Source organism: Prescottella equi, assembly GCF_020171745.1.
GTDB lineage: Bacteria > Actinomycetota > Actinomycetes > Mycobacteriales > Mycobacteriaceae > Prescottella > Prescottella equi_A.
Genome location: NZ_JAIVAH010000030.1, coordinates 16,335 through 39,857, shown reverse-complemented (window position 1 = coordinate 39,857; position 23,523 = coordinate 16,335). Strand labels below are relative to the sequence as shown.

Here is a 23,523-nt window from a genome sequence, read left to right as displayed (position 1 = left end):
ACCGTTTTCACGCGGTGTCGGGCTAATCTGTCTCAGTGGCAGATGCACCGCAGGATCCGGACGTGACGCCGGGAGAGACCGAGCAGGAGCAGACCGGGGGACGGTCCCGCAGACGCAAGGGGAAAGACAAGAAACCCCGATCGTTCTGGCGTGAGATCCCGATCCTCATCGTCGTCGCGCTGCTGCTGAGCTTCCTCCTGCAGACATTCATCGCGCGCGTCTACCTCATTCCGTCCGAGTCGATGGAGCCGACGCTGCACGGGTGCCCCGGGTGCACGGGCGACCGCATCGTCGTCGAGAAGATCAGCTATCGCTTCGGCGACCCGGAACCCGGCGACGTCGTCGTCTTCCGCGGCCCGGAGTCGTGGTCCGAGGGGTACACGTCGACGCGGTCGGACAACGTCGTGGTTCGCGGGCTGCAGGAGGTGGGCTCGCTGGTCGGCCTGGTTCCTCCGGACGAGAACGATCTCGTCAAGCGCGTCATCGCGACGGGCGGGCAGACCGTGGAGTGCTGTGACGATCAGGGGCGCGTGCTGGTCGACGGCAAGCCCCTCGACGAGCCGTACATCACGATGGACTTCCCGTTCATCCCCGGCGTGCAGACGTGCGACACCGCCGTGAAGTCCGGGCGCTGCTTCGGTCCCGTCACCGTCCCCGAGGGACACCTGTGGGTGATGGGCGACAACCGCAGCAACTCGGCGGATTCGCGCTACCACGTCTCCGACGAGATGCAGGGCACCGTTCCGGTGGACAATGTGATCGGCAAGGCGACATTCATCGTCCTGCCGCCGTCCCGCTGGGGATCGATTCCGTCCCCCGACATCCAGCAGCAGTGAGTACCTGGCCACCGAGAACCGTCATTCGCAGAGCGTCCGGCTTGCGGACGATGGAGTCTGCGCTGGTCCGAAGCGGACTGGGTCCGGTCGCCGGCGTCGACGAGGCCGGCCGGGGCGCGTGCGCGGGACCGCTGGTCGTCGCCGCGTGCGTCCTGGGCCCCAAGCCGCACGCGGCGCTTGCCCGACTCGACGATTCGAAGAAGCTGACCGAGAAGGTCCGGGACGAACTCTTCCCGGTGATCAAGCGCCTCGCCGTCGCCTGGAGTGTCGTGGAGATCCCCGCCGCGGAGATCGACCGGATCGGGGTGCACGTCGCGAACATCGAGGGGATGCGCCGTGCCGTCGCCGGGCTGTCCGTCGCGCCCGGCTACGTGCTCACCGACGGCTTCCGGGTGCCGGGGCTGCCGGCGCCGTCGCTGCCGGTGATCGGTGGCGACGCCGCGGCCGCGTGCATCGCTGCGGCCAGCATCCTCGCCAAGGTCACCCGCGACCGCACGATGGTCGAGCTCGACGACGAGCTACCAGGCTATGGTTTCGCCGGCCACAAGGGATACGGGACGGCGGTGCACACGGCCGCCCTGAACGAGCTGGGCCCGTGCCGCGAGCACCGGATGTCCTACGCGAATGTCGCCGCGGCGAGCCGCGCATTCAAGGCCGCGACGGGCCGCGCTTTCGGTGCGACGGGATAGGTACGGAATGATGAGTGTTCACAACAACGCAGGAGGACGTCGAGGCCGATGAGTGCCGAGGATCTCGAGAAGTACGAAACCGAGATGGAACTGTCGCTGTACCGCGAGTACCGGGACATCGTCGGGCAGTTCTCGTACGTCGTGGAGACCGAGCGCCGGTTCTATCTCGCGAACTCTGTGGAACTGCTGCCGCACAGCGCCGACGGCGAGATCTACTTCGAGGTGCGGATGTCCGACGCGTGGGTGTGGGACATGTACCGGCCGGCTCGGTTCGTGAAGTACGTGCGTGTCATCACGTTCAAGGACGTGAACATCGAGGAGTTGGAGAAGTCCGACCTCAGGCTGCCGGACAACGGCCTGGGCTAGGCGAGAACCCTCGAAGGGCCGCGCACTCCGATCGGGGTGCGCGGCCCTTCGGCGCATCAGGAACGATCGTCCGACGTGAGGCTGCCGCGGTACGGCTCGAAGTTCGTCCAGTCCCCGTAGTGCACGAAGACGACCCAGGACGTTCCGTCCCGTTCGACGGCCCGCTCGGTGCGCACGTACACGCAGCGCCCGTGGCTACGAATCTGCTCGGCCGACTGGTCGGGGGAGCATGTCGGATGGCCTCGGAACGCGCTCATCTCGTGTTCTTCGACGTGGAGGAATCTCCCGTCGAGGTTTCCGCCCTCGAACGCGCACCGCACAGATCAACCGTATGAACTCTCCCTGGTCCGGCGCAACGACCGCGATTCGTCCACAGCACTTGCTTCATCCACAGGGCAATCGTGTCGGCCCTGTTCGGCGTCCGGTCGTGTCGGCGCGAGCGGGCACAGTCGACTTCACCGGCGGGAGGTTCCGGCCGGGTGAGGGGGATGCCCGGATGGCACGCAATCTCGCGCTGGGCGCGATGGGGGAGGAATTGGCCGCGTCGGTATTGACCGCGGCGGGTCTGCAGATCCTCGACCGCAACTGGCGGTGCCGTCACGGCGAGCTGGACCTGGTGGCGGTGGACGGCGACACGATCGTGTTCGTGGAGGTGAAGACGCGGTCCGGCCTGGGATTCGGCAGTCCGGCCGAAGCGGTGACGTACGCCAAGCAACGCCGCATTCGGATGCTGGCCCAGCGCTGGCTGGCCGAATCCGAGCAGCACTGGCCGCACGTGCGGTTCGATGTCGTCGCGGTGCTCGTCGATCGGCGACGCGAGCCCGAGGTCACGCACCTCACGGCGGTGTTCTGATGGCACTCGGTCGCGCGCATTCGGTGGCGGTGACCGGGGTCGACGGCCAGATCGTGGAGATCGAGGCGGACATCGGACGCGGGTTGCCGGGGGTGCACCTGGTCGGACTTCCGGACACGGCGCTGCAGGAGTCGCGGGACCGGGTGCGGGCCGCGGTGACTAATTCGGGTGCGAAATGGCCGGAATCGCGGGTGACGCTCGCATTGTCGCCGGCGACCCTGCCGAAGGTCGGCAGCGTGTACGACCTGGCGCTCGCGTGCGCGGTACTCGACGCGGCGCGTCAGATTCCGCGCAAGCGGCTGGAGAGAACTGTGTTGTTGGGCGAACTTGCGCTCGACGGCCGGTTGCGGACGGTGCGTGGGGTGTTGCCCGCGGTGCTCGCCGCGAAGAACGCGGGCTGGTCGGCGGTGGTCGTGCCGCTGTCGGCGCTGGCCGAGGCCGGACTGGTGGACGGGATCGAGGTGTTGGGTGCGGATCACCTGACCGCGGTCACGGAGTGGCTGCAGGGCAAGGGACACCTCGCCGGTCCAGCACCCTTCGCTGCGGCAACCACCTCGACGCGGGGCGATCTCAGCGAGGTGGTCGGCCAGCCGGACGCGCGGTGGGCGATCGAGGTCGCCGCGGCCGGCGCGCACCACCTGATGCTGACCGGGCCGCCGGGGATCGGGAAGACGATGCTGGCGCAACGACTTCCGGGCATCCTGCCCGCGCTGTCGAACCCGGAGGCATTGGAGGTCACCGCCATTCACTCGGTCGCGGGACTGCTCACGTCGGATCGCCCGCTCGTCACCGAACCGCCGTTCATCGCGCCGCACCACACGTCGTCGGTGAGCGCGCTCGTCGGCGGCGGCAGCGGGATGGCGAAGCCCGGCGCGGTCAGCCGCGCGCACCGCGGCGTCTTGTTCCTCGACGAGTGCGCCGAGATGGGGACGAAGGCGCTCGAGGCGCTGCGGACGCCACTCGAGGACGGCGAGGTGCGGATCGCGCGGCGCGACGGCGTTGCCCGTTACCCGGCACGGTTCCAGTTGGTGCTCGCCGCGAATCCGTGCCCGTGTGCCCCTGCGAGGGAGGTCGACTGCGTCTGCGCGCCGACGATCCGTCGCCGTTACCTGGGGCGGCTGTCGGGGCCGCTGCTCGACCGGGTGGATCTGCGGATCCGGATGAACGCGGTGGCTACCGGCGCACTGATGGACGAGGTGGGCGAGAGCACGGCAGCGGTGCGTGGCCGCGTCGCCGACGCACGTGCGGCCGCCACCGCACGCTGGCAGCAATACGGTTGGCGCACCAATGCCGAGGTGCCGGGACCGGCCTTGCGGCAACGGTTCCGACTGCCGCGCGAGGCCGTTGCGCCTCTGGAACGATTGCTGAGCAAGGGTGTGATCACGGCCCGCGGGGCGGACCGCGCGCTCCGCGTCGCGTGGACACTGGCCGACCTCGCCGGTCTCGATGCGCCGGGAACCGACCAGGTCACCACCGCCCTCGGATTCCGGGACCGGGGTGCGGCATGACCGGGCACGATCCACGGCTGCTGGCCTGGGCGTACCTGTCGAAGGTGGTACAGGGATCGTGCCCGCCGCTGGCCCAGTTGGTGGCCGCGGTGGGGCCGGTGGACGCCGCGCGGGCGGTGCGGGAGCGGGATCTGTCGAGCTTCCTGGACCGGCGGACGTCGGCGCGGGCGCACCTGGACACCGCGGCCCGCGACCTGGACCTGCTGCGGTCGATGGGCGGTCGACTCGTCACCCCGGACGACGACGAGTGGCCGCGGTGGCGGCTGCTCGCCTTCGACGGGCTCGGGCCGGGGCGTGACGACGGTGCACCGTTGGCGTTGTGGGTGCTCGGCGACCGGTCGGTGGACGACTTGGTGGCCCGGTCGGTGGCGGTGGTGGGCACCCGGGCAGCCAGTTCCTACGGGGAGCACGTGACTGCCGAGATCGCCGGTGACCTCGCGGCCGACGGCTGGACGATCGTGTCCGGTGCGGCATTCGGGGTCGATGCCGCCGCGCACCGGGCGGCACTCGGCTCGGGCGGCCTGACCGTCGCGGTGCTCGCGTGCGGCGTCGATCGCGCCTATCCGGCCAGGCACGGTCGCCTGCTGCAGCAGATCGCCCGCGACGGCGCGGTGATCAGCGAGTACCCGCCGGGAACGACGCCCGCCCGCTACCGCTTCCTGGCCCGAAACCGCCTGGTGGCCGGGCTGTCCGAGGCGGTCGTCGTGGTGGAGGCGGGCTGGCGCAGCGGGGCCCGGAACACGGCGAGTTGGGGTCGGCGGCTGGGACGTCCGGTGCTTGCGGTGCCGGGGCCGGTGACGTCGGCGGCGTCGACCGGGTGCCACCGGATGATCCGGGAGGGCGAGGCGCGGCTGGTCGCGAGTGCCGCGGACGTCGTCGAGGAGGCGGGCCCGATCGGGGTCGACGGCGACGGCAGCGGGCCGTCCCGCGCCCTGGACGTTCTCGAGGGCGACGCGGCGACGGTCTACGAGGCGCTGCCGGCCAGCGGAGCCCGCGGTACTCGGGAACTTGCCGAGGAGTCGGGCGTTCCGATCGAGCGGGTGCGCGCGGTTCTGCCGGTACTCGAGTTGGACGGGTTCGTCGGCTCGGACGATTCGGGGTGGTTCCGGCGCGGATGAGGCCGACCGGTCACGCCTCGCGCATCATCACGTCCTTGATGCGCTGGATGCGCGAGGGATCGGAGGTGTCGCCGGTTCGTCCCACGAGAGTGGTCAGCGTCGTGACGACCGGCGCACCGGCGTCGTCGAGGACCTCGTTCTTGGTCACGATGATGTCGCTGCCCGCCGTCTGGCGGAACGACTCCAGGGAGACGTCGACGGTGAGGCGGTCACCGGCCCGGATCGGGCGGTGGAACACTAGCTTCTGGTCCGTCTGCAGGATCTGGCTCAGATCGAATCCCGGGACGATCTGCTCGAAGAGGTACTTCTGCGCGATCATGCCGATCACCGACACGAAGGTGAGCGGTGCGACGAGAGCGCTGTGTCCGAGTTCCCGGGCGGCCTGCTCGTCGTAGTGTGCGGGGTGAGCATTCTGCACCGCGGCTGCGTACTCACGCACCTTCTCCCGCCCGACCTCGTAGAAGTCCGGCATGCGGTAGCTGTAGCCGACCAGGCGCTCGGCGCGCGTGGCACGGTCTTCGGTCGACTCCGCTGGTCGGGTCACCCATCGAGTGTGACGGAAAATTCCTCGCAGCGGCCGATATCGGGCGTACGCGGGTCGGCCCGACCGTCGTGCGGCCGCCAGGAAGCGGACATGCGGCCGTTGGACGACAAGGCATACCGCGTCGGCTCGTGCGATCGCCTAAAGTCGCGTCATGGCTACCGTCTGGACAGTCCCCGATGACATCACCCGTGTGCTCCTGGCTGCGCCGGGAATCCGCGACTTCCTCACGAACGCCGAGGTGAGTGGAGTGGTCGTCGACCCCAAGGCGCGTCTCGCCGAGTTCGCCGCCGTGGTGGGTGCACTGGGGAACAACGCGGGACGGACGTTCAGCTCGGTGCGGGACGCGTCCAGTGTCCTGTTCGACGGGCCCGCCGTCGGCGGCGTGGCGATCTCCGACGCGCTGCGCCTCGCAGTGATGAGGGTGCTCACCGCCGAACCGCGCGAGCGGAAGCCGGCCCCGAATCCGCTCTCGCCCCGTGTCGTCGAGAACCTCGGGCTGTACGTGTACGCGTTGCGGGACCCGCGGGACAATTCGATCTTCTACGTCGGTGTCGGCCGCGGTAACAAGGTCTACTCGCACGACTGGGACGCGCTGGGCGAGGCCGGAACGCTGGACTCGGAGACCGTGGGGGAACCGGACCGCGACGAGGCGCGCAGCGCCTGGACCCAGCGGATCCGTGACATCTACGCGGCCGGGCACTCCGTGGACCACATCGTATTGCGGCACCGGATCGAAACCGCCCACGACGCGGCCGCAGAAGCCCGTGAGGCGGTTCACGTCGTGACCGACGCGCTCCGGCTGCTCGAACGTCGTTCCGGCAATCCCGTTCTGACCAACCTGGCGGGTGAGCCCGCCGATCTCGAACGCCGCGCGATGTCGGTGGAGGAGCTGGCGGTCCAGTACTCCGCGTTGCCGGCGCCCGGCCTCCCGGTCCCGGGTGCGCTGGTGCGGGTCCCGGCCGCCGCCGATCGGTCGCTGTCCGCCGAGGACGTATACGAGGCGGCGCGCGGCCCCTGGCCCGCCGGTGCGGCGGCGCGCAACGTCCCGGACCTGCCCGTGATCGTGTTCGCGGACAACATCGTTCGCGCCGTGTACCGGGTGCGTTCCTGGAATCAGGTGGGAGCGACCACCGATCAGCAGTTCCGATTCACGGGCGCGCCCGACCCCGAGCTCGAGGCCGCGTTCGTCGGCACGCGGGTGACGCCGGATCGGGCGGGACTCAAGGTCTGGCCCACGCACGGGTGGGTGCAGCGACTGACGATGGCGCGTCCGCACGGTCGCTGATCGTCCGGCAATCACAAACAGTCTATGGTTAGGTAACGCTAACCATAGACTGTTTGTGATTTCGAGGAGTGTTGCAGTGGCAAGAAAGACGTCGACGCTGACGGTGGTGCGATCCGAGCAGATCGGGCCGCACATGGTGCGAGTCGTGCTGGGGGATCCCGGATTCGACACGTTCGAGCCGTCCGAGTTCACCGATTCCTACGTCAAGATCGAGTTCGGGACGGGCGACGACACGGTGCTCCGCACCTACACGGTCCGGTCCGTCGACCCGGCGGCGCGGGAGATCGCGATCGACTTCGTCGTCCACGGTGACGAGGGCGTCGCGGGGCCGTGGGCCGCGTCCGTGCAGCCCGGCGCGACGGTGACCGTGCGGGGGCCGGGTGGGGCATACGCGCCGCGCCGGGACGCCGACTGGCATCTCATCGCGGGCGACGAGTCGGCCCTTCCGGCGATCTCGACCGCGGTCGCGGCGCTGGCGCCCGACGCGGTGGCCCGGGTGTTCGTCGAGGTGTCCGGCGCGGACGACGAGGTCGCGTTGCCGGCCGGGCCGGACGTCGAGATCACCTGGATCCACCGCGGCACCGCCTCGGACGAGGCGGGGGGCGACATCGCCGGAGTGAACGCGCCGCTGGTGGCTGCGGTCCGCGCCATGCCGTGGCTGCCGGGCGATGTCCACGTCTTCATCCACGGCGAGGCCGACGCCGTCATGCACGGCCTGCGCCCGTACATCCGTAAGGAGCGCGGGGTGCCCGCGGCGTCGGCCTCGATCTCCGGGTACTGGCGGCGTGGGCGTACCGAGGAAGGCTTCCGCGTGTGGAAGTCGGAGTTGGCGGCGGCGGAGGCGAGCGCGAACTGAACGCGTCCCGGCCCGCGGCCTACGGGGTGCGGGCCAGGGTTTTCAGTGCGGTCATCGCGACCGCGCCCGACGCGACGATCGCGATCGCCATCGGCACCGCGGTGCCGCCGATCCCGACCAGGGGCGACACGACGGCGGCGAGCCCGAACTGGCACGCGCCCATGAGCGCCGATCCGGTGCCGGCGGCCTCCGGGACCTGTCCCTGAGCGAGCGCCGTGGCATTGCCCATGATGAAACCGATGCTGGTGACCACACCGAACAGCAGCGGCAGGACCAGCCAGATCCGAGTACCGCCGAGAGTGGTCGCGAGCAGGAGCAGCACGCCCGACGCGAGCAGCAGGCCCACACCGAACGTCAGCAACTGGCGGGCCTGGTACGTCCCGATGAGCTTGGTGTTGACGATGCTGCCCGCGACGATGCCCGCCGAGTTGATCGCGAACACGATCGAGAACTGGCCGGGAGAAAGTCCCATCACTTCCTGGACCACGAACGACGACGCCGAGATGTACGAGAACAGGGCGCCGAAGCCGAACGCGAACGTCAGGGCGTAGCCCACGTAGACCCGGTTGCGCACCACGTAGGTCATGTTCCGCGTCAGTGCCGCGAGCCCACCGCCGTGCCGGCGTTCCTTCGGCAGCGTCTCGGGCACCAGGAACAGCACGCCCAGGAACATCACGATCGACGCTCCGGCGAGAACCCAGAAGATGCCGCGCCACCCGATCGGGCCGAGCAGGGCGCCGCCCATCAGCGGGGCGACGACGGGCGCGACGCCGCCGATGATCATCATGATGCTGAACAGCCGGGCCGCGACGTCGCCCTTCGCGCGGTCCGCGATCACGGCGCGGGCCAACACGATTCCGGCGCCGCCGCTGAAACCCTGTAGCAGGCGCGCCGCGATGAGGATCTCCACGGTGGGGGCGATCGCACACAGCACTCCGCTGATCGCGCAGAGCACGGTCCCGAGGATGAGGAGCTTCCGCCGGCCGAGGCCGTCGGACAGCGGCCCGATGATCAACTGGCCTACACCGAGTCCGGCCATGAAGGTCGCGAGCGTGAGCTGCACGCTCGTGTCCGACGTGTCGAGGGCGCCCGTCATCGAGGGCAACGCCGGGAGGTACATGTCGGTGGCCAGGGGAGCGATCGCCGAGAGTAGGGCCAGGACGCACAACATGGGAATGGGAATCGCTCGTTTCACGCGAGCACCCTACCGGCGCGGGCGCTTGCGAAATCCGGTGGGCGCAGCGACGGTTGACGGCATGGTCTCCCGGTCGTCGGACGCACAACTGCCCCACCCGCTGCGGGTGCACCTCGACGACTACGACGAGTACCTGCGTCTCGAGCGGGGGCGATCCGAGCACACCGTCCGCGCCTACCGCGCGGACGTGGCGAGCCTGTTCGACTTCCTCTCGCGGGATCGGCCCGACGCGGTGCTCGCGGACCTGGACCTGCGGGTGCTGCGGGCCTGGCTCGCGGCACAGGCGACGGCGGGGACCGCACGGACGACGCTCGCGCGGCGGACGTCGTCGGCGAAGGGATTCACGGCGTGGGCCGAACGTACCGGGCGGATGTCGGTCGACCCCGGTGTACGTCTCGTCGCCCCCAAGGCGCACCGCACGCTGCCGCCTGTGCTGCGTCAGGAACAGGCGGCGGAAGCCATGGGTGCGGCGGAATCCGGTGCCGCGCAGGAGGACCCGGTGGCCGTACGAGACCGTCTGATCGTGGAGCTGCTGTACTCGACGGGAATTCGCGTCGGCGAGCTGTGCGGGCTCGACCTCGGCGACATCGACCACGATCGCCGGGTCCTGCGGGTCCTCGGCAAGGGAGACAAGGAGCGGGTGGTTCCGTTCGGCCGGCCGGCCGAGGACGCGATCGAGGCATGGTTGCGTATCGGGCGCCCGGTACTGGAGAACGAGCGCTCGGGTGACGCGCTGCTGCTCGGCCGCCGGGGTGGGCGGCTCGACCAGCGGCAGGCGCGGGAGGTGGTGCACGACGTTGTGCAGGCGGTGCCCGGTGCCCCGGATCTCGCGCCGCACGGTCTGCGGCACTCGGCGGCCACCCATCTCCTCGAGGGCGGTGCGGACCTGCGCGTCGTGCAGGAGTTGCTGGGGCATTCGAGTCTTGCCACGACCCAGCTCTACACCCATGTCTCGGTGGCGCGGCTGCGCACGGTGCACGACCAGGCTCACCCGCGGGCCTGACCGGCATCGCCGATCGGCAGCAGCCGCATGCGTACCGCCCGGACCAGTGGAAGCGGGTCGAGGTAGGTGCGGTCCCGGCGGAGCCCCCAGTGCAGGCACGCCGCCGCGGCGCATTCGGGATGCCCGGGGGCGACGGCGCCCAGGACCGCGCCGCGTTCGACGCGTCGGCCCGCGGACACGGTGGCTTCGACCGGTTCGTAGGTGGTGCGCAGCCCGCCGGGGTGGTCGACCGAGACGACCGGCTTGCCGGCGACCGTGCCCGCGAACGCGACGGTGCCGGCTCCCGCGGCGAGGACGGGCTGGCCCGGCACCGCGGCGAGGTCGACGCCGCGGTGGCCGGGAAGCCAGTTGTGCTCCGGCAGGTCGAACGGCCGCACGACCCGCGGGCGCGGGCGCAACGGCCAGCCGAACTGCGCGCGACTCGGGGCGGTTGCCGCCGCCGGGTCCTGCGCACGCACTGGCGCGGCCGTGCCCGGGCTCGCCGCCGCGACCGGGCACAGCACCAGGAAGAGCGCGATGCTGAGCAGTGCCCGCAGGGTCGTCGTCGAGGCCATGGAGCGAGCCAACTCGACGGGACCGCAGTCCGGGGTGCCGCGGAGTGGATTGTGGATGAAGGAAATGCTCATCCACAGATTTCCGAGTGCGTGCGGGGCGCTCGGTGCCGGTGGAACGGTCCCGGACCGGCCGGTTAGGACGGTGGAGATCGACGCCGTACACTTGTCGGGCGGTCTGTGCACGCACAGTCCGACTTCGCGCGCCCGCGCACAAAACCGGCTGTCGGCTGGTCCTGTCTCCGTGCAGGTCCGACACCGGGCGGGCGCCAGGGCAGGGGTCACCGATCCCTGCGACAACCGGCATACGAAAGAAGAGGTACACAGCCATGGCTGTTGTGACCATGAGGCAGCTGCTCGACAGCGGCGCACACTTCGGGCACCAGACCCGCCGTTGGAACCCGAAGATGAAGCGATTCATCTTCACCGACCGCAACGGCATCTACATCATCGACCTGCAGCAGACGCTGACGTACATCGACAAGGCGTACGAGTTCGTCAAGCAGACTGTCGCGCACGGCGGCACCATCCTGTTCGTCGGTACCAAGAAGCAGGCGCAGGAGTCCATCGCGGGTGAGGCCACTCGCGTCGGAATGCCCTACGTCAACCAGCGTTGGCTCGGCGGCATGCTCACCAACTTCTCGACCGTCCACAAGCGCCTGCAGCGCCTGAAGGAGCTCGAGTCGATGGAGCAGACCGGTGGCTTCGAGGGTCGCACCAAGAAGGAAATCCTCATGCTCACGCGTGAGATGACCAAGCTCGACCGCACCCTCGGCGGCATCCGTGACATGGCCAAGGTTCCGTCGGCCATCTGGGTCGTCGACACCAACAAGGAGCACATCGCCGTCGGCGAGGCGCGCAAGCTGAACATCCCGGTCATCGCGATCCTGGACACCAACTGCGACCCCGACGTCGTCGACTACCCGATCCCGGGCAACGACGATGCGATCCGTAGCGCCGCCCTGCTGACCAAGGTCGTCGCCTCGGCCGTCGCCGAGGGCCTGCAGGCTCGCGCCGGCGCCGGCGCCGACAAGGACGCCAAGCCGGAGGCCGGCACGGGCGAGCCGCTCGCCGAGTGGGAGCAGGAGCTCCTCTCGCAGGCTGCTCCGGCCGCAGAGGCCGAGGCCGAGGCTCCGGCCGAGGCGCCCGCCGCGGACGCTCAGCAGTCCTAAGTCGATTCGGCCCCGACCTATCCGGTCGGGGCCGTTTCGCTCACCTGCTTCGCCAGGTTCCGGCGCGAACCGCAGAGCCTGGCATCCGAAACTCATCCGAGGAGGATCGCCCCATGGCGAACTACACCGCCGCCGACGTCAAGCGGCTCCGTGAGCTCACCGGCTCCGGCATGATGGACTGCAAGAACGCGCTCACCGAGACCGACGGCGACTTCGACAAGGCTGTCGAGCTGCTGCGCATCAAGGGTGCCAAGGACGTGGGCAAGCGCGCCGAGCGCACCACGGCCGAGGGCCTGGTCGCGGCTCGCGACGGCGTCATGATCGAGATCAACGCCGAGACCGACTTCGTCGCGAAGAACGCGGAGTTCCAGGAGCTGGCCGACAAGGTCGTTGCCGCTGCTGCCGCCGCCAAGCCGGCCGACCTCGAGGGCCTCAAGGCTGTCGACGTCGACGGCAAGACCGTCGAGACCCTGGTCCAGGAGCTGTCCGCGAAGATCGGCGAGAAGCTCGAGCTGCGCCGCTACGTCGCATTCGACGGCCCGGTCGCCACCTACCTGCACAAGCGTGCGTCGGACCTGCCCCCGGGCGTCGGCGTGCTCGTCGAGTACACCGGTGAGGGCGAGGCTGCTGCCGACGCCGCTCGCGGTGCTGCCATGCAGGTTGCTGCGCTCAAGGCCAAGTACGTCACCCGCGACGAGGTCCCCGCGGACGTCGTCGAGGGCGAGCGTCGTATCGCCGAGCAGACGGCCAAGGAGGAGGGCAAGCCCGAGGCTGCGCTCCCGAAGATCGTCGAGGGTCGCGTCAACGGCTACTACAAGGACGTCGTCCTGACCGAGCAGTCCTCGGTCACCGACTCCAAGAAGACCGTCAAGGCTCTCCTGGACGAGGCCGGCGCCACGATCACCCGCTTCGCGCGGTTCGAGGTCGGCGCCAGCTAGTCGCACTCCCACATCGGCCCCGCCGGCCGGTTGGGTGCGGTCGTCGGTTCGGGCACTTCCGAACCGACGTTCCGCCCCATCCGATCCGTGCGGGGCCGATCTGCGCGGTGGGTGGGTCGACTGGGGCGCCCACGGATGAATGAGGCAGGATGATAGGGCCTGTTCTGGCGGCTTCGCCGGACGGTCCCGGGTACTCGGCGCCCGCGGAGCACAGGCTTCGCGCGCCGCTGAACCGTAGTACTTCTAGAACCGAACTATCTGCAGGAACCGAGGGAGAATTATGACCGCACCGGCCGACGAACGTCCAGGATTCCGACGTGTGCTTCTCAAGCTCGGCGGCGAAATGTTCGGCGGCGGCGAGGTGGGTCTCGATCCCGACGTGGTGACGACCGTCGCGGAACAGATCGCCGAGGTCGTCCGTTCGGGTGTGCAGGTGGCAGTCGTCATCGGTGGTGGCAACTTCTTCCGCGGTGCCGAACTGCAGCAGCGCGGTCTCGACCGCGCGCGCTCGGACTACATGGGCATGCTCGGCACGGTCATGAACTGCCTTGCGCTGCAAGACTTCCTGGAGAAGCAGGGGATCGACACGCGCGTGCAGACCGCCATCACGATGGGTCAGGTCGCCGAGCCGTACCTGCCGCTGCGTGCGCGCCGCCACCTCGAGAAGGGGCGCGTCGTGATCTTCGGCGCCGGCATGGGTATGCCGTACTTCTCGACCGACACGACGGCAGCGCAGCGCGCCCTCGAGATCGGAGCGGAGGTGGTCCTGATGGCCAAGGCGGTCGACGGTGTCTACACGGCGGACCCGCGGCTCGATCCGGACGCCACCATGTACTCCGAGGTCACCCACCGTGAGGTCATCGAGAAGGGCCTGAAGGTCGCCGACGCGACCGCGTTCAGCCTCTGCATGGACAATCAGATGCCGATGATGGTCTTCAACCTGTTGACGCGCGGCAATATCGCGCGCGCTGTGTCCGGTGAGAAGATCGGAACACTGGTCAAGTCATGACGACGGGCAATGTGATCATGGATCGCAACGCACGCGACCGCGATGGATACGAGACGGAGGAACAGCCGTGATTGATGAAGCTCTCTTCGAGGCCGAGGAGAAGATGGAGAAGGCCATCACGGTTGCGAAGGACGACCTCGGTTCCATTCGTACCGGTCGCGCCAACCCGGGCATGTTCAACCGGATCGTCGTCGAGTACTACGGCTCGATGACGCCCATCACGCAGCTGGCGGGCATCAACGTGCCCGAGGCCCGGATGGTCATCATCAAGCCTTACGAGGCGTCTCAGCTCGCGCCGATCGAGAACGCGATCCGCAACTCCGATCTGGGCGTCAACCCCAGCAACGACGGCAGCATCATCCGCATCTCGATTCCGCAGCTCACCGAGGAACGGCGTCGTGAGTTCGTGAAGCAGGCCAAGAGCAAGGGCGAGGACGCCAAGGTGTCGATTCGCAACGTCCGTCGCAAGACGATGGACGAGCTCGCACGCATCCAGAAGGACGGCGAGGCGGGCGAGGACGAGGTCGGTCGGGCCGAGAAGGAACTCGACAAGACCACGTCGCGCTACGTCAGCCAGATCGACGAGCTGGTGAAGCACAAGGAAGCCGAATTGATGGAGGTCTAGCCGTGGGGAAAGCTGACGGTTCCCCCGCGGCGACAGCCGCCCCGGCCTCCAAAGCCGGACGCAACCTGCCTGCCGCGATCGCCGTCGGCGGCGGCCTCGGCGTCGCGTTGATCTTGATCCTCGCGTACGCACCTCTGGTGTGGATCGGCGTCGTCGCGGTTGCGATGGCTGTCGCGACGTGGGAGGTCGCCAAGCGTCTGCGCGAGGCCGACATCCACGTGCCGCTGATTCCCCTGCTGCTGGGCGGGCAGGCGGTCATCTGGCTGAGCTGGCCGTACGGCACTACGGGTGTGCTGGGGGCGTTCGCCGGCACGGTGCTGGTGACGATGGTGTGGCGGCTGTTTGATCGCGGACTGGCGGCCACCCCACGTAACTTCCTGCGGGACACTGCGGTCGCGGTGTTCGTCGCCGCCTGGATCCCCCTGCTCGCGTCATTCGCGACGCTGATGGTGTTGCAGGACGACGGTGCAGCCCGCGTGCTCTGCCTGATGATCGTCGTGGTGTGCTCCGACGTCGGCGGCTACGTCGCCGGGGTGTTCTTCGGCAAGCATCCGATGGTCCCGGCGATCAGTCCGAAGAAGTCCTGGGAGGGCTTCGCGGGCTCGCTGGTGTTCTGCGTGATCGGCGGCGTGCTGACCGTGACGTTCATCCTCGATGCGAATCCGCTGGTCGGTGCGCTCCTGGGCGTCGCGCTGGTGTTCACGGCGACGCTCGGCGATCTCATCGAGTCCCAGGTCAAGCGCGAACTGGGCATCAAGGACATGGGCACGCTGCTGCCCGGGCACGGCGGCATCATGGATCGGCTCGATTCGCTGCTGCCGTCGGCGTTCGTCACCTGGCTCGTCCTCACCGTTCTGGTGTGAGCCGCTTGCGCGGGGTCCGTGGACGGGCTCGGGGACCGATCCCGAGCCCGAACATCTGGCACTGGCCCGCGATCTACGAGGTCGAGAACCGCGCCCAGGACGCCGACGGAGCTGTGTTCGCGGCCCTCGCGGACCTGGCCGACTGGCGTGGCCGCGACGTGCTCGACGTCGGATGCGGCGCCGGATTCCATCTGCCGGTCTTCGCCGAGCGCGCACGGTCGGTGGTGGGCGTCGAGCCTCATCCGCCGCTCGTGGCCTCCGCCCGCGCCCGCGTCGACGGGCACCTTGCGATCTCCGTCCTGCAGGGCTCCGCGGAGGCGTTGCCGTTGCCCGACGCCTCGGTCGACGTCGTGCACGCGCGCACCGCGTACTTCTTCGGCCCCGGTTGCGGCCCGGGCATTCTCGAGGCGATGCGGGTGCTGCGGCCCGGGGGAGTGCTGGCCGTCGTCGACCTCGATGCCACCGTTCCGCCGTACGGCGACTGGATGCGCGCCGATCTTCCGCACTACGACCCGGCCGCGGTCGAGGGATTCTTCGCGGCCCAGGGATTCGCGATGCGACGTGTCCGGACCCGCTGGGAGTTCCCGGACCGCGATGCGATGCACGCGGTGCTCGGGATCGAATTCACCGAACGGACCGCGGCGCGCGCTCTCGCGGAGACACCGGGGCTAGGGCTCGAGGTCGGCTACCGCATCCATACCCGATCCGCACCGGCGGGCCTGATCCTCTGAGAAGGTAAGTGTTACCCGCGGTATTGACAACATCCGCTGTCATCGTGTGGGGTGGGTCACATGCGCACACCGCGGGGGATTCGAGGGCCGGCACTGATTCTGGGCGTGTGCCTGGCGGCAGCGGCGACGGCCGGGGTGGCGGAAGCCGCGCCGGCGGACTTCTACGAGGTTCCGGCCGCGGCGCTCGGGGGAGCGCCCGGCAACGTCGTCAACGCTCAGCCGTACCCACCGCTGCTGTCGGTTCCGAACCAGCAGGGCCCGTGGCCGTCGGGTGCGAACCGAATCATGTACAGCACCAAGGACGCTCACGGCGCCGCGACCGCGGCGTCTGCCACGTATTTCGACGCGAGCCTGCCGTGGACCGGTGCCGGTCCCCGTCCGCTGGTCGTTCTCGGGCCCGGAACACAGGGGCAGGGCGACCAGTGCGCGCCGTCGAAACTCTTCGCGGACGTCGTCCACTACAACTTCCCGCTCGATTTCGCGGTCGAGTACGAGGTGCTGCAGGTGCACGCGCTGCTGTCGCGCGGTATCGACGTCGTCGTCGCCGACTACGAGGGTCTGGGGACGCCGGGGATGCACAGCTACGTCGACCGGCGCGCGCAGGGACACGCCCTGCTCGACGCCGCGCGGGCCGTGAAGGCGCTGCCCGGCAGCAGGATCGGCGACGACAACCCGATCGGGTTCTGGGGCTATTCGCAGGGCGGCGGCGCGGCGGCGTCGGCGGCCGAGATGCAGCCGTCGTATGCGCCCGAGCTGAACGTCCGCGGGACGTATGCAGGCGGGCCGCCGGCGGATCTGCGTGTGGTGGCGGCGGCTCTCGACGGGGGCCTCGCGACCGGGCTGCTGGGTTACGCGGTCAACAGCATCTACGCCGGTTATCCGGAGGCCCGCGCCGAGATCGACGACGCTCTCAATCCCGTCGGCCGCCAGGCGCTCGACGAGATCGCGACGCAGTGTGTTCCGGAGACCATCGCTCGGTACGGCCTGCACCGCACCACGGAGTGGACGAAGGACGGGCGCTCGATCGCCGAACTCATCGACTCACTGCCGGCGGTGCGCGCGGTCGTCGACGAACAGCGCATCGGACGTTCGGTGCCGAGTAGTCCGGTGTTGATCGTGCAGGGGCGCAACGACGACCTCATTCCGCACACCCAGGCCACGCAGTTGGCCGCCGACTGGTGCGGTCGGGGCGCGACGGTGGAGTTCCGCACCGAGGAGATCCCGCCGATCGCCCCGGGCTTCGTGATCGGTCACGGGCTGCCGATGATGTCGGGCCTGCCGTCCGCGCTGGACTGGATGACGGACCGGTTCAACAGGGCGCCGGCGCCGTCGAACTGCTCGGCGTGACGGTCAGACGAGGCCTAACTCCCGCGCCAGGTCGGTGAGCTTCTTGGCCTTGGCGAGCCGGGGCAGGTCGCTGCCGTCGCGCACGTGTTCGCCGTCCGTGCCCAATTCGGCGATCACGTCCCGCGCCCAGGTGATGTCGTGCGCGCTCGGGCTCAGCGCCCGATTGACGGTCGGCGCCTGATCCGGGTGCAGGCACAGCTTGCCCGTCAGTCCGAGCGACGTCGTCGCCTCGCAGTCGCGTTGCAGGATGGTGTCGTTCGCCGAGACGGTCGGGCCGTCGATCGGGCCACCGGGGAGCCGGGCAGCGCGGCTCGCGATGACGAGGCGTGAGCGCGGGTAGGTCATCGCGAGGACGTCGTCGCTCATCCCGGTGTCCCGCCGGAAGTCGCCGCTGCCGAACGCCAGTCGGAACGTGCCCTCCGCGCGGGCGATCTCGGGTGTCGCCTCGAGTCCCACCGCGGATTCGATGAGCGCGACGATCCGGGTCCCTTCCGGGAGCCGTCCACGGGTGGCTTCGACCTGACTGCCGCTCTCCGTCTTCGCGAGCATCACGCCGGACAGGCCGGGCAGACCGGCGAGCGCTTCGAGGTCGTCGGCCCAGTGGGGTGTCGTCGCGTCGTTGATCCGGACCCATGCCTCGTGGTCGCCGCTCAGCCACTCGACGACAGATTTCCGGGCACCCGGCTTGTCTACGGGGGCGACCGCGTCCTCGAGATCGAGGATCAGTGCGTCGACGGCGGCGGGCCGAGGGAACGCGTCCGCGCGGGTGGCCGCGGTCAGCAACCAGGAACGGGCGAGGTCGGCGCGGATGGTCGTGTGCGCGGGCCGGTGTGCGTGAGTCGTCACGGGGGCAGCTCCTCGTCAGGAAGTCGTACTCGTGTCGTGACTCCCATCGTGCCCCGGCGGGGGTGCGCGGGCTACTCCGGTGGCGTGTGCTCGGTCGCGGAGCCGGCGCGCTTGGCGACGCGTCGGATCTGGATGATCCGCACCCCACCCGCGAGCGCCATGATGAGGGCGCCCGCGATCGCCGCCAGGAGCAGGCTGATGCCGGCCGGAAGCGTGAAGTGCCACGTGAACAGCTGGAAGGTCACCGAGTCGAGGTTCTGCAGGATGAAAATCAGCAGCAGGATCGCGACGACGATGCCGATGACCAGTCCGGTCCAGGTGGACGCCGCTCGGGTGCGGCCGAGTTTGTGCTGGTCATGCGAGGTCAAGCCACCGGCACCTTCGTGCCGACCGTGGGCTTCGGTGGTGGTCGGGGGCTCCTCCACCGGTGTTGCCGGGACGTCCTCGGGGTCCTCACGTCGCTTGTCGGCCATGTGTCGATCATCACCCACTGTGTGGTGTTTCGCACGTGCATCGGACACCCCGGGTGGTCAGTGGGAGAATGGCAGGCACTATGACTGTCTCGCTTCCCCTCGTCTTCAACGCGCCGCGCCGCGGAATGCCGCCGCGCCACCTCGCCGACCTCGACGCCGACGAGCGCAAGGAGGCCGTCAAGGAGCTGGGTCTGCCCGGTTTCCGTGCGGACCAGCTGGCCCGGCAGTACTACGGCAGGCTCGAGGCGGATCCGGACAAGATGACCGATCTGCCCGCCGATATGCGCGAGAAGGTCGGGGCCGCGCTGTTCCCGCAGCTGCTGACCGCGGTCAAGCACGTCGCGTGCGATGCGGGGCAGACCCGCAAGACGTTGTGGAAGGCGAACGACGGGACGCTGCTCGAGAGCGTGCTGATGCGCTACCCGGACCGCGCGACGCTGTGCATCTCGAGCCAGGCCGGTTGTGGCATGGCCTGCCCGTTCTGCGCCACCGGCCAGGGTGGTCTGCAGCGGAACCTGTCCACCGCGGAGATCGTCGACCAGGTACGCGCCGCCGCGGCCGCCCTGCGCGACGGTGACGTCGAGGGCGGGCCGGGACGTCTGTCGAACATCGTCTTCATGGGTATGGGGGAGCCGCTCGCGAACTACAAGCGCGTCGTCGCGGCGGTTCGCCGGATCACGTCGCCGGCACCGAACGGTCTGGGCATCTCGCAGCGCGCGGTGACGGTCTCCACCGTTGGACTGGCCCCCGCGATCCGCAAGCTCGCCGACGAGGAGATGTCGGTGCGTCTGGCGGTGTCGCTGCACACGCCCGACGACGAACTGCGCGACACGCTGGTCCCGGTCAACAATCGTTGGTCCATCGCCGAGGTGCTTGACGCGGCGCGTTACTACGCCGACAAGTCCGGTCGGCGCGTGTCGATCGAGTACGCCCTCATCCGTGACGTCAACGACCAGCCGTGGCGCGCCGACATGCTCGGCAAGAAGCTGCACAAGGCGCTCGGGCCGCTGGTGCACGTCAACCTCATCCCGCTCAACCCCACGCCGGGCAGCGAGTGGGACGCCAGCCCCAAGCCGGTAGAGCGCGAGTTCGTGCGGCGCGTGCAGGCGCAGGGCGTCTCCTGCACCGTCCGCGACACCCGCGGTCAGGAGATCGCCGCGGCGTGCGGGCAGTTGGCGGCGGAGGGTTCCTGACCCTCGCGGGGCCGCCCGCTCGGGCCGGGTTTGCTGAGCGGACACTCGCAGTTCACCCAGGTTTCGCAAAACGCACACGTGCGTAAACGCGCGACGTAGGGTCAGCGCCACCCGTGTCCGCGCGAACCCGAGGTGGCCCATGTCCTTTCCGTACCGAAACGTCTCTCGCCGTGCCTTCCTCACCGGCCTGTCGATGGTCGGCGCCGCGGCCGCGTTTCCGGCCAAGGCACTCGCGGCGCCGGTCCTGCGCCAGGCTCCCGATGCGGGGCAGGGACTGATCCGGAACCCGGAGTTCGCGAACGGAGTGATGGCCGGTGTGCCGCGGACCGACGGGGCGACGCTGTGGACGCGGGTCGGTGCGGCCGGCGGTGGCGGCAGTCTCGGTTCGGTCAGCACGGGTTCGGTGAGCGCGGGCTCTGTCGGTGGCAGCCTCGGCTCGGGGGCGTTCGGCAGCAGCGGCGCCGCCGCCGGTGAGGTGGCGGTGATCGTGTCGACCCGCGAGGACCTGTCGGCGCCCGTTCTCGCCGATCGGGTCCAGGTCCGCGAGGATGCCGACGGCACAGTGCATTTCGATGCGTCCGGGCTCGCGCCGGGGGAGACCTACTATTACCAGTTCCGCGGCAGCGGGGGAGAGTCGCCGGTCGGCCGGTTCCGGACGCTGCGGCCCGCCGATTCCAACGAACCGGTCCGCATCGGCTGGTTCACGTGCCAGGGCTTCGAGGAGGGCTACTACGCGGCGCACCGGCACCTCGCCGAGGAGGATCTGGACTTCGTGGTGTGCCTCGGTGACTACGTCTACGAGTTCACCATGCCGGGGGTCCGCGGCTTCGACGCCAACATGTTCCCGCAGGGACTGGACAGCATGCGGGACAAGTACCGCCGGTACCGGTCCGACGCCGACCTGCGGCTGATGCACAGCCGGCACGCCTTCCTGCCGATCTGGGACGACCACGAGTTCCGCAACAACTACAGCAAGGACGGGTGGACGTTCCCCGTCATCTCACCGATCGAGGGTGCGATCGGATTTCAGCAGAAGAAGCAGTGGGCGTGGCAGGCTTGGTTCGAGCACATGCCGGTGCCGCGGTTCGCCGACGACCCGTTGCGGACCTACCGTTCGCTGCGTGTGGGCAAGACGGTGGAGTTGTTCGCGCCGGACAGCCGGCAGTACCGCGACGCGCAGCCGTGCGGCGACACGGACGCCACCGCCTGTGCGGACACCGAGGCGGCGGGCCGGACCATGCTGGGCGCGACGCAGAAGAGCTGGCTGCTCGACGGGCTGACCGGGTCCGACGCGCGGTGGAAGGTCGTGGCGAACGCCAGCATGATGATGGGCATGGTGGTGCAGGACGACGGCGCCCGGGGCTACCTGGACACGTGGGACGGGTACGGTGCCGAGCGGACCGAGATCCTGTCCACCGCGGCGCAGTCGGTCGAGAACATGGTGCTGGTGACCGGCGACGACCACGACGGGTGGGCCGGAGAGCTGTGGGACACCGGGTTCGCCCCGGGCACCACGAGCGGTGCGCAGGTGAACGCGCCGGGGACCCGCCGGGCGGGCGTCGAGTTCGTGGTGCCGTCGGTCACGTCCACCAACACCGGGGACGGTGGGTACGACCTCGGCAGCAGTGGTGGCGACCCGATCGAGGCCGCGCGGGCCGAGGAACTCAACCGGCGCGCCCACAACCCGCATGTCAAGCACGTCGACATGGTGAGCCACGGCTACGGGTTGCTCGATGTCGATGCGGGTGAGGCGCGATTCCGTTTCCGGGCGGTCGACAAGCGGGACCCGAACTCCGATGTGACGACGTCGAAATCGTTCCGCACGCCCACCGGGCAGGCGGTTATCGAGTCGGCCTGACGATCCACTGGGAACGTCGAAGGCCCCGCACCTGCAAGGTGCGGGGCCTTCGACGATGTCTGTGCGGTGTCGACTACCGCGGCTTGCGACGCTGGACGATGTCGCGCACGAGGATGAAGACGATCGCGCCGGCGAAGCCGACCAGGAACAGGTCCTCGACCTTGCCGTGGTGGTTGCCGATCATCATCAGCAGCAGGAACGCGGCGAAGAACCAGCCGGCGAAACGGAACAGTCGCGGAGCCTCGCCACTCCAGCCCCATGCGGCCGAGGGAACCTCGGCGGTGTCGACGTGCGCGGCGACGACGGGGTCGTTGGAAGTGGGGTCCAACTGGGTACCGACCACGGCTCGATCCTCCTGATCTTACGAATGCGCTATCGCCGCTTATCGTGGCATACGACCGGGCGTCGTACGAACCTGGGTCCCGGCGGTGTCGTGAATACGGTCGCCGGTACGAAGTCCAATCCTGTGTGATTCTCTCAGCTTCGGTCAGGAACAATGGATCCGTGGCTGACACCCAACCGACTCGCGTACTGCTGCTCGGCAGCACCGGTTCCATCGGCACCCAGGCCCTCGAGGTCATCGCCGCCAACCCCGACAAGTTCGAGGTGGTGGGACTCGCGGCCGGGGGCGGGAACATCGACCTGCTCGCCCGTCAGATCGCCGAGACGGGTGTGACCAGTGTTGCGGTGGCCGACCCCGCCGCTGCGGCCCGGTTGGAGGTGCCCGGTGTGCTGTCGGGTCCGGACGCGGTCACCGAGCTGGTCCGGACGACCGAGGCGGACGTCGTGCTCAATGCGCTCGTCGGGTCGCTCGGGCTCGAGCCGACGCTGGCGGCGCTGGAATCCGGTGCACGCCTGGCCCTCGCGAACAAGGAGTCGCTCGTCGCCGGCGGTCCGCTCGTCACCGCCGCGGCGGCGCCCGGTCAGATCGTCCCGGTGGACTCCGAACACTCGGCGCTCGCGCAGTGTCTGCGGGGCGGTCGCGCCGACGAGGTGGACCGGTTGGTTCTCACCGCGTCGGGCGGCCCGTTCCGTGGCTGGACCGCGGCGGCGCTCGAGGACGTCACCCCGGAGCAGGCCGGCGCCCACCCCACGTGGTCGATGGGCCCGATGAACACGCTCAATTCCGCCTCGCTGGTGAACAAGGGGCTCGAGCTGATCGAGACGCATCTGCTGTTCGGGATCGACTACGACCGCATCGACGTCACCGTGCACCCGCAGTCGATCGTGCACTCGATGGTGACGTTCACCGACGGCTCGACGCTCGCGCAGGCGAGCCCGCCGGACATGAAGCTGCCGATCGCGCTCGCGCTCGGCTGGCCGGACCGGGTCCCGGGCGCTGCGGCCGCATGCGACTTCGGGACCGCCTCGACGTGGACGTTCGAACCGGTCGACTCCGTGGTGTTCCCCGCGATCGATCTGGCCCGGCAGGCCGGCAAGGCGGGCGGCTGCATGACCGCGGTCTACAACGCTGCCAACGAGATTGCCGCGGAGGCCTTCCTGACTGGTTCGCTGCGTTTTCCGGAGATCGTGCGTACCGTCGAGCGCGTCCTCGCGGCCGGCGGCGAGTGGGCCGCGCCGCCCGCTACCGTGGACGACGTACTGGCCGCCGACGGGTGGGCCCGAGCCCGCGCGCGCGAGTTCGTGAAACAGGAGGGCTAGAA

The 23,523-nt window shown here is 69.4% G+C and carries 26 protein-coding genes; 19 read left to right on the top strand and 7 right to left on the bottom strand.

Going from position 1 to position 23,523, the window contains the following annotated elements; all coding sequences use genetic code 11:
* Nucleotides 1-62: 62 nt before the first annotated feature.
* The 3 genes from lepB to LCL87_RS24035 are packed head-to-tail and all read left to right on the top strand — an operon-like array spanning nucleotide 63 to nucleotide 1,891.
* A complete protein-coding gene (lepB, locus tag LCL87_RS24045) occupies nucleotides 63-836 on the top strand; it encodes a signal peptidase I (RefSeq protein ID WP_225024004.1) in 774 nt (257 codons plus the stop codon).
* Nucleotides 833-1,525 (top strand): ribonuclease HII, encoded by a 693-nt coding sequence (locus tag LCL87_RS24040; protein WP_225023965.1) that lies wholly within the window; start codon nucleotides 833-835, stop codon nucleotides 1,523-1,525. The genes lepB and LCL87_RS24040 overlap by 4 nt, the downstream gene beginning before the upstream one ends.
* A gap of 48 nt (nucleotides 1,526-1,573) precedes the next feature.
* Nucleotides 1,574-1,891: a DUF2469 domain-containing protein gene (locus tag LCL87_RS24035; protein WP_005513927.1), complete on the top strand. Its 318-nt coding sequence runs from the start codon at nucleotides 1,574-1,576 to the stop codon at nucleotides 1,889-1,891.
* A 56-nt stretch (nucleotides 1,892-1,947) separates the two neighbouring features.
* On the opposite strand, the gene LCL87_RS24030 is transcribed toward LCL87_RS24035, so the two are convergent.
* Nucleotides 1,948-2,148 (bottom strand): hypothetical protein, encoded by a 201-nt coding sequence (locus tag LCL87_RS24030; RefSeq protein WP_225023964.1) that lies wholly within the window; start codon nucleotides 2,146-2,148, stop codon nucleotides 1,948-1,950.
* Between the two features lie 239 nt (nucleotides 2,149-2,387).
* Between LCL87_RS24030 and LCL87_RS24025 the strand changes: the two genes are divergently transcribed.
* From LCL87_RS24025 to dprA, 3 genes are read left to right on the top strand one after another with little or no spacing between them, the layout of a single operon-like run.
* On the top strand, nucleotides 2,388-2,744 hold the full coding sequence (locus LCL87_RS24025) for a YraN family protein (RefSeq protein ID WP_225023963.1): 357 nt from the start codon (nucleotides 2,388-2,390) through the stop codon (nucleotides 2,742-2,744).
* On the top strand, nucleotides 2,744-4,252 hold the full coding sequence (locus LCL87_RS24020) for a YifB family Mg chelatase-like AAA ATPase (RefSeq protein WP_225023962.1): 1,509 nt from the start codon (nucleotides 2,744-2,746) through the stop codon (nucleotides 4,250-4,252). The genes LCL87_RS24025 and LCL87_RS24020 overlap by 1 nt, the downstream gene beginning before the upstream one ends.
* Nucleotides 4,249-5,370, top strand: coding sequence for a DNA-processing protein DprA (dprA, locus tag LCL87_RS24015; RefSeq protein ID WP_225023961.1), 1,122 nt, complete (start codon nucleotides 4,249-4,251; stop codon nucleotides 5,368-5,370). The genes LCL87_RS24020 and dprA overlap by 4 nt, the downstream gene beginning before the upstream one ends.
* A 10-nt stretch (nucleotides 5,371-5,380) precedes the next feature.
* Here dprA and hadA read toward each other — a convergent pair whose 3' ends face one another.
* Nucleotides 5,381-5,914: a (3R)-hydroxyacyl-ACP dehydratase subunit HadA gene (gene hadA / locus LCL87_RS24010; RefSeq protein ID WP_225023960.1), complete on the bottom strand. Its 534-nt coding sequence runs from the start codon at nucleotides 5,912-5,914 to the stop codon at nucleotides 5,381-5,383.
* A 151-nt stretch (nucleotides 5,915-6,065) separates the two neighbouring features.
* On the opposite strand from hadA, the gene LCL87_RS24005 reads away from it, so the two are divergent.
* On the top strand, nucleotides 6,066-7,199 hold the full coding sequence (locus LCL87_RS24005) for a GIY-YIG nuclease family protein (protein WP_225023959.1): 1,134 nt from the start codon (nucleotides 6,066-6,068) through the stop codon (nucleotides 7,197-7,199).
* A 76-nt stretch (nucleotides 7,200-7,275) separates the two neighbouring features.
* The gene (locus LCL87_RS24000; protein ID WP_225023958.1) at nucleotides 7,276-8,055 is read left to right on the top strand and encodes a siderophore-interacting protein; all 780 of its coding nucleotides are present in this window, start codon (nucleotides 7,276-7,278) and stop codon (nucleotides 8,053-8,055) included.
* A gap of 19 nt (nucleotides 8,056-8,074) precedes the next feature.
* Here the strand turns inward: LCL87_RS24000 and LCL87_RS23995 are convergent, their stop codons facing one another.
* Nucleotides 8,075-9,226, bottom strand: coding sequence for a multidrug effflux MFS transporter (locus LCL87_RS23995; RefSeq protein WP_225024003.1), 1,152 nt, complete (start codon nucleotides 9,224-9,226; stop codon nucleotides 8,075-8,077).
* Nucleotides 9,227-9,311: 85 nt separating this feature from the next.
* Between LCL87_RS23995 and LCL87_RS23990 the strand changes: the two genes are divergently transcribed.
* Nucleotides 9,312-10,253, top strand: coding sequence for a tyrosine recombinase XerC (locus LCL87_RS23990; RefSeq protein ID WP_225023957.1), 942 nt, complete (start codon nucleotides 9,312-9,314; stop codon nucleotides 10,251-10,253).
* On the opposite strand, the gene LCL87_RS23985 is transcribed toward LCL87_RS23990, so the two are convergent.
* On the bottom strand, nucleotides 10,238-10,807 hold the full coding sequence (locus LCL87_RS23985; protein ID WP_225024002.1) for a M23 family metallopeptidase: 570 nt from the start codon (nucleotides 10,805-10,807) through the stop codon (nucleotides 10,238-10,240). The two genes, LCL87_RS23990 and LCL87_RS23985, sit on opposite strands and share 16 nt — an antisense overlap.
* Nucleotides 10,808-11,133: 326 nt before the next feature.
* On the opposite strand from LCL87_RS23985, the gene rpsB reads away from it, so the two are divergent.
* The 7 genes from rpsB to LCL87_RS23950 all read left to right on the top strand — a co-directional run bounded on the left by rpsB (nucleotide 11,134) and on the right by LCL87_RS23950 (nucleotide 17,489).
* On the top strand, nucleotides 11,134-11,976 hold the full coding sequence (gene rpsB, locus LCL87_RS23980; protein WP_225023956.1) for a 30S ribosomal protein S2: 843 nt from the start codon (nucleotides 11,134-11,136) through the stop codon (nucleotides 11,974-11,976).
* Nucleotides 11,977-12,089: 113 nt separating this feature from the next.
* Entirely contained in the window at nucleotides 12,090-12,914 is an 825-nt protein-coding gene (gene tsf, locus LCL87_RS23975; RefSeq protein ID WP_225023955.1) for a translation elongation factor Ts, read from the top strand.
* A 280-nt stretch (nucleotides 12,915-13,194) separates the two neighbouring features.
* Nucleotides 13,195-13,923, top strand: coding sequence for a UMP kinase (pyrH, locus tag LCL87_RS23970; RefSeq protein WP_225023954.1), 729 nt, complete (start codon nucleotides 13,195-13,197; stop codon nucleotides 13,921-13,923).
* Nucleotides 13,924-13,990: 67 nt separating this feature from the next.
* Nucleotides 13,991-14,548 carry a ribosome recycling factor gene (gene frr, locus LCL87_RS23965; RefSeq protein WP_225023953.1) on the top strand — a complete coding sequence of 186 codons (558 nt, stop codon included), beginning with the start codon at nucleotides 13,991-13,993 and terminating at the stop codon, nucleotides 14,546-14,548.
* A gap of 2 nt (nucleotides 14,549-14,550) precedes the next feature.
* Nucleotides 14,551-15,411, top strand: a complete 861-nt coding sequence (locus LCL87_RS23960) for a phosphatidate cytidylyltransferase (RefSeq protein ID WP_225023952.1) — start codon at nucleotides 14,551-14,553, stop codon at nucleotides 15,409-15,411.
* Entirely contained in the window at nucleotides 15,408-16,142 is a 735-nt protein-coding gene (locus LCL87_RS23955; protein ID WP_225023951.1) for a class I SAM-dependent methyltransferase, read from the top strand. Before LCL87_RS23960 ends, LCL87_RS23955 begins: the two co-directional genes overlap by 4 nt.
* Nucleotides 16,143-16,202: 60 nt before the next feature.
* Complete coding sequence (locus LCL87_RS23950; RefSeq protein ID WP_225023950.1) at nucleotides 16,203-17,489, top strand: lipase family protein; 1,287 nt, start codon at nucleotides 16,203-16,205, stop codon at nucleotides 17,487-17,489.
* A gap of 3 nt (nucleotides 17,490-17,492) precedes the next feature.
* Here LCL87_RS23950 and LCL87_RS23945 read toward each other — a convergent pair whose 3' ends face one another.
* Nucleotides 17,493-18,335 (bottom strand): HpcH/HpaI aldolase/citrate lyase family protein, encoded by an 843-nt coding sequence (locus LCL87_RS23945; RefSeq protein WP_225023949.1) that lies wholly within the window; start codon nucleotides 18,333-18,335, stop codon nucleotides 17,493-17,495.
* Nucleotides 18,336-18,406: 71 nt separating this feature from the next.
* Nucleotides 18,407-18,808: a lipopolysaccharide assembly protein LapA domain-containing protein gene (locus LCL87_RS23940; RefSeq protein ID WP_225023948.1), complete on the bottom strand. Its 402-nt coding sequence runs from the start codon at nucleotides 18,806-18,808 to the stop codon at nucleotides 18,407-18,409.
* 80 nt (nucleotides 18,809-18,888) lie between these two features.
* Here LCL87_RS23940 and rlmN point away from each other — a divergent pair, with 80 nt between their 5' ends.
* Both rlmN and LCL87_RS23930 read left to right on the top strand, forming a co-directional pair.
* The gene (gene rlmN, locus LCL87_RS23935; RefSeq protein ID WP_225023947.1) at nucleotides 18,889-20,001 is read left to right on the top strand and encodes a dual-specificity RNA methyltransferase RlmN; all 1,113 of its coding nucleotides are present in this window, start codon (nucleotides 18,889-18,891) and stop codon (nucleotides 19,999-20,001) included.
* Between the two features lie 139 nt (nucleotides 20,002-20,140).
* On the top strand, nucleotides 20,141-21,859 hold the full coding sequence (locus LCL87_RS23930; protein WP_225023946.1) for an alkaline phosphatase D family protein: 1,719 nt from the start codon (nucleotides 20,141-20,143) through the stop codon (nucleotides 21,857-21,859).
* Between the two features lie 73 nt (nucleotides 21,860-21,932).
* Here LCL87_RS23930 and LCL87_RS23925 read toward each other — a convergent pair whose 3' ends face one another.
* Nucleotides 21,933-22,202, bottom strand: a complete 270-nt coding sequence (locus tag LCL87_RS23925) for a DUF2631 domain-containing protein (RefSeq protein ID WP_225023945.1) — start codon at nucleotides 22,200-22,202, stop codon at nucleotides 21,933-21,935.
* Between the two features lie 161 nt (nucleotides 22,203-22,363).
* Here LCL87_RS23925 and dxr point away from each other — a divergent pair, with 161 nt between their 5' ends.
* Nucleotides 22,364-23,521: a 1-deoxy-D-xylulose-5-phosphate reductoisomerase gene (gene dxr / locus LCL87_RS23920; RefSeq protein WP_225023944.1), complete on the top strand. Its 1,158-nt coding sequence runs from the start codon at nucleotides 22,364-22,366 to the stop codon at nucleotides 23,519-23,521.
* Nucleotides 23,522-23,523: the final 2 nt, after the last annotated feature.

Bases quoted from the DNA above. Each gene is read 5' to 3' on its own strand.
- LCL87_RS24035 (WP_005513927.1), top strand. From the start codon at position 1,574: ATGAGTGCCGAGGATCTCGAGAAGTACGAAACCGAGATGGAACTGTCG.
- LCL87_RS24030 (WP_225023964.1), bottom strand. From the start codon at position 2,148: ATGAGCGCGTTCCGAGGCCATCCGACATGCTCCCCCGACCAGTCGGCC.
- LCL87_RS24025 (WP_225023963.1), top strand. From the start codon at position 2,388: ATGGCACGCAATCTCGCGCTGGGCGCGATGGGGGAGGAATTGGCCGCG.
- LCL87_RS24020 (WP_225023962.1), top strand. From the start codon at position 2,744: ATGGCACTCGGTCGCGCGCATTCGGTGGCGGTGACCGGGGTCGACGGC.
- dprA (WP_225023961.1), top strand. From the start codon at position 4,249: ATGACCGGGCACGATCCACGGCTGCTGGCCTGGGCGTACCTGTCGAAG.
- LCL87_RS24005 (WP_225023959.1), top strand. From the start codon at position 6,066: ATGGCTACCGTCTGGACAGTCCCCGATGACATCACCCGTGTGCTCCTG.
- LCL87_RS23995 (WP_225024003.1), bottom strand. From the start codon at position 9,226: ATGTTGTGCGTCCTGGCCCTACTCTCGGCGATCGCTCCCCTGGCCACC.
- LCL87_RS23990 (WP_225023957.1), top strand. From the start codon at position 9,312: ATGGTCTCCCGGTCGTCGGACGCACAACTGCCCCACCCGCTGCGGGTG.
- LCL87_RS23985 (WP_225024002.1), bottom strand. From the start codon at position 10,807: ATGGCCTCGACGACGACCCTGCGGGCACTGCTCAGCATCGCGCTCTTC.
- rpsB (WP_225023956.1), top strand. From the start codon at position 11,134: ATGGCTGTTGTGACCATGAGGCAGCTGCTCGACAGCGGCGCACACTTC.
- tsf (WP_225023955.1), top strand. From the start codon at position 12,090: ATGGCGAACTACACCGCCGCCGACGTCAAGCGGCTCCGTGAGCTCACC.
- pyrH (WP_225023954.1), top strand. From the start codon at position 13,195: ATGACCGCACCGGCCGACGAACGTCCAGGATTCCGACGTGTGCTTCTC.
- LCL87_RS23950 (WP_225023950.1), top strand. From the start codon at position 16,203: ATGCGCACACCGCGGGGGATTCGAGGGCCGGCACTGATTCTGGGCGTG.
- LCL87_RS23940 (WP_225023948.1), bottom strand. From the start codon at position 18,808: ATGGCCGACAAGCGACGTGAGGACCCCGAGGACGTCCCGGCAACACCG.
- rlmN (WP_225023947.1), top strand. From the start codon at position 18,889: ATGACTGTCTCGCTTCCCCTCGTCTTCAACGCGCCGCGCCGCGGAATG.
- LCL87_RS23930 (WP_225023946.1), top strand. From the start codon at position 20,141: ATGTCCTTTCCGTACCGAAACGTCTCTCGCCGTGCCTTCCTCACCGGC.